At 44.3% G+C, this 6,335-nt stretch carries 5 protein-coding genes; 2 read left to right on the forward strand and 3 right to left on the reverse strand.

What is annotated here, in order from left to right:
- Positions 1-762: 762 nt before the first annotated feature.
- Positions 763-2,304, reverse strand: a complete 1,542-nt coding sequence (locus WC615_RS21990) for a serine hydrolase (RefSeq protein WP_372980195.1) — start codon at positions 2,302-2,304, stop codon at positions 763-765.
- Between the two features lie 140 nt (positions 2,305-2,444).
- Here WC615_RS21990 and WC615_RS21995 point away from each other — a divergent pair, with 140 nt between their 5' ends.
- Complete coding sequence (locus WC615_RS21995; RefSeq protein WP_372980196.1) at positions 2,445-3,458, forward strand: sensor histidine kinase; 1,014 nt, start codon at positions 2,445-2,447, stop codon at positions 3,456-3,458.
- Positions 3,448-4,152, forward strand: a complete 705-nt coding sequence (locus WC615_RS22000) for a LytR/AlgR family response regulator transcription factor (RefSeq protein WP_372980197.1) — start codon at positions 3,448-3,450, stop codon at positions 4,150-4,152. Before WC615_RS21995 ends, WC615_RS22000 begins: the two co-directional genes overlap by 11 nt.
- Positions 4,153-4,293: 141 nt before the next feature.
- Here the strand turns inward: WC615_RS22000 and WC615_RS22005 are convergent, their stop codons facing one another.
- Both WC615_RS22005 and WC615_RS22010 read right to left on the reverse strand, forming a co-directional pair.
- Complete coding sequence (locus WC615_RS22005) at positions 4,294-5,064, reverse strand: hypothetical protein (protein WP_372980198.1); 771 nt, start codon at positions 5,062-5,064, stop codon at positions 4,294-4,296.
- 200 nt (positions 5,065-5,264) lie between these two features.
- Positions 5,265-6,335: RtcB family protein (locus WC615_RS22010; RefSeq protein ID WP_372980199.1), on the reverse strand; the 1,071-nt coding region annotated here is incomplete at its 5' end.

Raw genomic sequence — 6,335 nt, forward strand, 5'->3', positions numbered from 1 at the left:
CCATTCGGGAAAGCTTGATGAAAGAAACGCTCTGTTTGGTTGATTTTAATGGTGATTTCTGCAAGTGGCGGGTAGGGGAAGGTGTGAGAATGAATACAGAAAAATCTGTATTATGGTATGCGTAAATGTTTTGGCAGATTAAACCAGAACCACGTGCAAATTAACGCCGATTTTGCAGACGTAAAAGGCATACCAAGGAGAGACGCTGATCCACAAGATATGGGCGAGTTGGGATCTCGTTTCAGATCTTTGTATATTTAAATCCAATAATGAAACACCTAAAAATCTACCGAATCATATCCATTGTAGCTTATTGTGTGATCATATTGAAAGGACAAATGATAGGGCTACCTTTTTTGCTTTGGCTTGTCTTCACGATTTTTGATTTCGGTAATATCAATCAACTATTTGCGTTTTTGGCAGTATTGGGGTTGATACTTATTTCCCGAAATTGGAACAAAACCAGGACACAGAAAATCCTGCTGATTGATTTTGTTTGTTTCATGCTTTTAACAATTCCACTCATCAGTCGTTTAAATGCGGTGCCTTTAAGTATGTTTAACTATGGCGCTTTTATTATTCCAATGGCAGTCTTTATGCTGTGCAGTCTTATATCATTAGTATATTCTTGTAAACAATACTTGGTTATCCAAAAGGACGTGTAGAAAGTAGAGGGTATAACTATAATGATTAATAAATTACAGCACACGCGGCACGCGTGTGCCAGCAGGGGTATTCGATCGGCATTTGAATTCTTTGGCCTCACTCGATATCCTGAACTTTGAGCAACTCGCTCAATATTCTTTTACCATCCTCATTCCCAGGGTTCAGCGCTATCGATTTTTTATACATCAGGATAGCGTCTTCCTTTTTACCACTGTCTTTTAGCAATTGGCCGTAGCTATCATACGTGTTAAAGCTATCAGGGAAAATAAAGGTGGCCAGTTTAAATACTTCGAGCGCCATTTCGCGGTGACCCGGGAAAGATGACATGTAGAAAAGGTTATAACCAAGATCGTTCATCTCGCCTTCGTTTAAATAGTAGGCTGCTTTATCGGCTTTGTTTGCATTAAAAATAGTAGCGGCGTGGTCGGCACCGTGTTTCAGCAGCGCGGTGCCATAAAGCGTTACCAATGATCGGCTGGTTCTGAATACCATAGGTTGTTTGTTGTTTAGCAATGATAAGGCGGAGGTTATGAACCGCCCAAATTCGCTTCCCGCCGTATTGTCGAATCCGACGATGGTTTGACTTTTTGCCAGGTTATGCAGATAAAAGGTAGCCAGGCCGAACATAAAACCGCCATGCCCAACAGATATGCCGAAAACGGGTTGGTCAAAAATTTCCCAGCCCAAACCATACCCCATTTTTCCTTCGCCGTCCATAGTGTCCATCCGGTTATCGTAATACACAATTCCATTATTGAGTTTAACGGGAGTCATTGCTTGCTGCATAGTGCTTGCTTTAAGCAGCTTCCTGTTAAAGTAAGCCTGGTCAAACTTCAGCATATCCGTGGTGGTGCTCATTACATTTCCCTGCCCTGTGGTGCTGCTGTTATTGTAGGTCAGGTATTTGAAACGCGCGATAGAATCAACCGCTACAAAGGCAGAGTCATACCCCGGGTGCGGTTTCATTTGCGGTTGGGCAATTAAACCCTCATGCTTTTGATTAGGCGTGGTGATGTAGGTATCTTTCATCCCTGCCGGCGCGAAAATGTATTTTTTTAGATAGGATCGAAGCGACATGCCGCTTGCTTTTTCAATCAGAAGGGCCAGTAAATTATATTCGGTATTACAGTAGCGAAACTCATCGCCGGGTTTAAAATACAGCCCCCGTTGCCATTTGCGTAATTCGGGCAGTACATTGCGGTTGGTAATAACCGTATCCGGGAACTGTTTTACGAGGTCTTCAAATAGTTCAAGGTCGGGAAGGCCGGAGGTATGCGTCAGTAAATGGCGGATCTTTATATCCTTATAGGGGAAACCAGGCAGATACTGAACTACAGCATCATCAATACTGAATTTACCTTTATCCCTTAATTGCAAAACAGCCGTTGCTGTTATCACTTTTGATATAGAAGCCAGGTTAAAATGCGATGCAGGTGTGTTCAGCGTTTGTGTGCTAAAATCCGCATAGCCCGAAGAAAAGTTTACGATGGGCCGTCCATCATCAGCCACTAAAATATTACCGTTATGCTGCCTGCGTTGCCCAAGTTCTTCAAAATAAGTGTTGATAGGTTTTGGCTGAGCCGGTAAAAGTACCGGGCATAACCATAACATGCATAAAAAAGGGAAGTGTAATTTCATGATCGTTTGTTTTAAGTTTTGGCCAAAGTAAGCGGCAAGGCAATTCATAGCCGCAGACATAGTTAAACTGCCCAAACACCTCGATAAACAGGGCTTTGCCTCCTGTACAGGTAAGCTCAAATTGTGATAACTTTGATTTTATGAAGAAAAGGGTACCCTTATTCTCTTTTACGTTTTTAGTTTTTTACGCGCTGGTTATTATTGCCAGGCAATTGCCCGGCTTGATACATGGCCGTTTTTCTTTTGGCGAAGGTAGCCACAGCCTGGCCGAATGGCTGCAATTTACAGGCGATATCCTGATCTATTATCTGCTTGCGTTGGGTGTATATTTATTGTTATGCCGGTTTCATCCCCGCAGGCAATACCTGCAACTGATATTTGCCGTGCCGCTTATTTGTATAGCGGCCTATTTTTGCTGTTTATTTTGGACAAGGGCCTTTGAAGATGCCCCTGTGCGAATGAGCCATTATTTTCAGATGGTCATTATCCCCATTAGTGCGCAGGTATTCTTCGCGGCTATATTTTACCTGATTAGGTATGCGCAGTATAAAGAATTACAGCAGGTAAAACTGCAGTTGCAAAACCGGCAAACCGAGCTCTCTTTCCTTCGCTCGCAGATCAATCCGCATTTTCTTTTTAATCACCTCAATAACATTTACGCGCTGGTGTATGAGCAAAATGCCCAGGCCTTACCTGCCATATCCGGGCTGTCGGAGTTGTTACGATATATGCTGTATAACAGCAACGAAACTGTTCTGCTAGGTACCGAGATCAGCTATATTGAAAAATATATTGCCTTACAACAGCTCCAGTTTGAGCCCCCATCTATGATAGAGGTGACAAGAAAATGCGCTGATGAGGTCGCTTATATTCCGCCGCTGTTACTGATCTCCTTTATAGAGAATGCATTTAAACATGGGCAGGTGAGGGCAAAAGAACCCTGGTTGAAAATAGACATAAACAGTGATGCAAAACAATTGAATTTTAGTTGTGCCAATGTAATTGGTACAACTAAAAAAGATGCCACCGGTGGTATTGGCCTTAACAATGTGAAACAGCGGCTTAACCTGCTTTACCCTAATACTCACCGGCTGGAAATTACCAATGATGATAACCTGTTTGTTGTAAAATTGCAATTACAGTATGGAAAATAAACAATTGATACGCTGTGTTGTGGTGGATGACGAGCATCCGGCTACCCGGTTGTTATCCGGTTATATTAAAAGAACGCCGGGGCTCGAACTTATACTGCAAACAACGAGTGCGCTTGAAGCCCTTGGGTCCATCACAAAAGGGTCGGCAGATTTGCTGTTGCTGGATATACAGATGCCGGAGATGACAGGTATTGAAATGATGGAATTGCTGAAAAACAACCAGGCTAAAGTGATACTCACCACAGCCTATATGGAGTATGCGCTGGAAGGCTATAAATATGATGTGATAGACTACCTGTTGAAGCCCATTACCTTCGACCGTTTTTTGGTTGCCGTTGCTAAAGCCAAACAACGAATTGGCGCCTTGCTGCCACAGCAATGTTCAGGATACCTGCTGCTCCGTACGGAATACAAGATTTACAAGACCGATTTTTCTACCATCCTGTATATCGAAGGTCTTGGAGATTATCTGATATTTTACCTTACCACAGGGAAATTGCTGACACTGGAAAGAATGAAAAATATAGAACAAGCACTGCCCGGTAAATGCTTTTTACGCGTACACAAATCATATATCGTTAATATCAGGAAGATCGATTATTTTGAAAAGTGCAAGGTCGTAATTGCCGGGCAGCATTTGCCGGTTGGCGATACGTATAAAAATGCTGTTAAACAAAAACTGGGCTGGTATTAATGTATGCCGGTAATCAAATATTAATCAATCTTAGTGATCCGGCCAAATCCCGAAAAATGGCTGTTGTTAATTGTTGCTGCTCCTGAATATTGTAAGTCCCCTCGCTGGCGCACGCGTGCCGCGTGTGCTTTAGATGGCTAATCAAGCCCTGCTCTTTTTTTTAGAATCCCACCAATGCATTCCACCCCGGATCAGGTAATATCCCAAAATAACAGGGTAGATAATAGGTGCGTTTTTAAACAGATCTGAAATTGCAGCCAAACAATATAAAATTGCCAGTACAGGTATCGCTATAATAATTAGCTTGAGATATCGCTTTAGTTTCTTTTTTCTTTCCTTTTTTTGATATTGCTTAATAAAAGATTGATTGATAATCTCTTGCTGTATCTCGTAATTTTTCAACTCTTGAATAACCCCCGCGTTTACCTCTTCCCACCGGTTATAATTGTCGAGGGTGAAAGGTTCGTAAATCAATAAAAAGTTATGGAGGTCCGACTGTAGCTGTGTTAAATCGGGTAAATAATATAAATTATAATCATAAAACTCATAGATCTGATTCACTTCGTAACCTGTAAGGGCATCGTAGTTTGGTAGCCTGCCCACCATGGTCGCTGTATCTTCAATGGTCAACGTATTGTTGTCGTCTGTAAAACTCCTGTATACACAGCCTAACAGCACCCTTGTACAGATAGGGTTATCTGACGTCACTACGTGCCGGTTAATTACCTCAATAATTTCATTTTTATTGCCGCTTAGGGAGAGTTCGATAAAAAAGTAATTCGGCTCATCATGCGCCATGATCATCTCATCAGCCCAGACAATTACTCTTGCGGGAGTTATAACACCTGTTTTTACCCCAAGCCCAAAGGTTTCAAGCAATAATTGATAAGGTGATAACTGATCGGTAGGCATGATTAATAGTATTAAAAAGTTTGCTTATATGCAATAGTATTCTTCTTATTCAATAACACACCCCTAACCCCTCTCAAGAGGGGAACCATGGCGGTTAAACCCCTCCCTGCCTTTGCGCGCTCCTTCGACAAGCTCAGGATGACAGCCGCACCCTCCCGTTGGAGAGAACTTTTCAACTCCCCCTTTAGGGCGCCGGGGGGCTAATCCTCCGGCTTCTCCCGCGCATCTGCCATCCTCACTATCCGAGGCTCAAATTTGGCCAGTACCTCCACCAGATCCTGCTGCGCGGCCATTACTGTGTGGATATCTTTGTAGGCCATTGGGGCTTCGTCCATATCGCTGCCCATTAGGGTAATGCGCTTGTCTATCAGGTTGGCGGCAATAGCGGCCGGGTCTAAGGTTTTAAAGGCCGCGCTACGGCTCATTAACCGCCCCGCACCGTGGCTGGCAGAGTTAATGCTGGCCACATCGCCTTTACCGCGCACCAAAAAGCCGGGCGTACTCATGCTGCCGGGGATTATGCCTAACACACCTTCGCCGGCCGGGGTAGCGCCTTTACGGTGCACCATTACTTCGGTACCATCGGCCAGTTGCTCTTTCCAGGCAAAGTTGTGATGGTTCTCTACCACGGCAATGGGTTTAACACCCAGCGCACGGGCTATTTTATTATGGATCTCGTGATGGTTGGCACTGGCGTATTCGCCTGCCAGGTTCATGGCTATCCAGTATTCCTGTCCTTCGTCTTTATCCAAATCTAACCAGGCCAAATGTTTGGCTTCGGCGGGGAGTTTGGTTTTGGTCATGGCTATTTTGCTGTAATGGTTTGCCACCGTACCGCCAAAGCCACGAGAGCCCGAGTGGGACAGGAGCGCCAAATAGCGCCCGGCAGGGATGTTGTTTAAAGCATCATCACCTATGGTTAGCTCGCCCCATTCCACAAAGTGGTTGCCGGTACCACTGGTACCCAGTTGCGCGTAGGCTTTATCTTTAAGAGAACGGATCACCTTGGTTTCGCCCCATGCTTTGCTATCAAATAACGAGCTATCAAAGTACGATTTGGTGGTACAACCCATCCCGAAGTAGGTATTATCAACCAGTATGTTCTTCAGCTTGTCGGTTTCGGTATCCACGGCTTCGGCAGGCAGGTCGAATATGCTTAAACACATCCGGCAGGCAATATCCACCCCAACAGCAAAAGGTATAATGGTATTGGCCGTAGTGGCCAGCACACCGCCAATAGGCAGGCCGTAACCCTGGTGCGCATCGGGCAT

Source organism: Mucilaginibacter sp. (assembly GCF_041663085.1).
Classification (GTDB): Bacteria; Bacteroidota; Bacteroidia; order Sphingobacteriales; family Sphingobacteriaceae; genus Mucilaginibacter.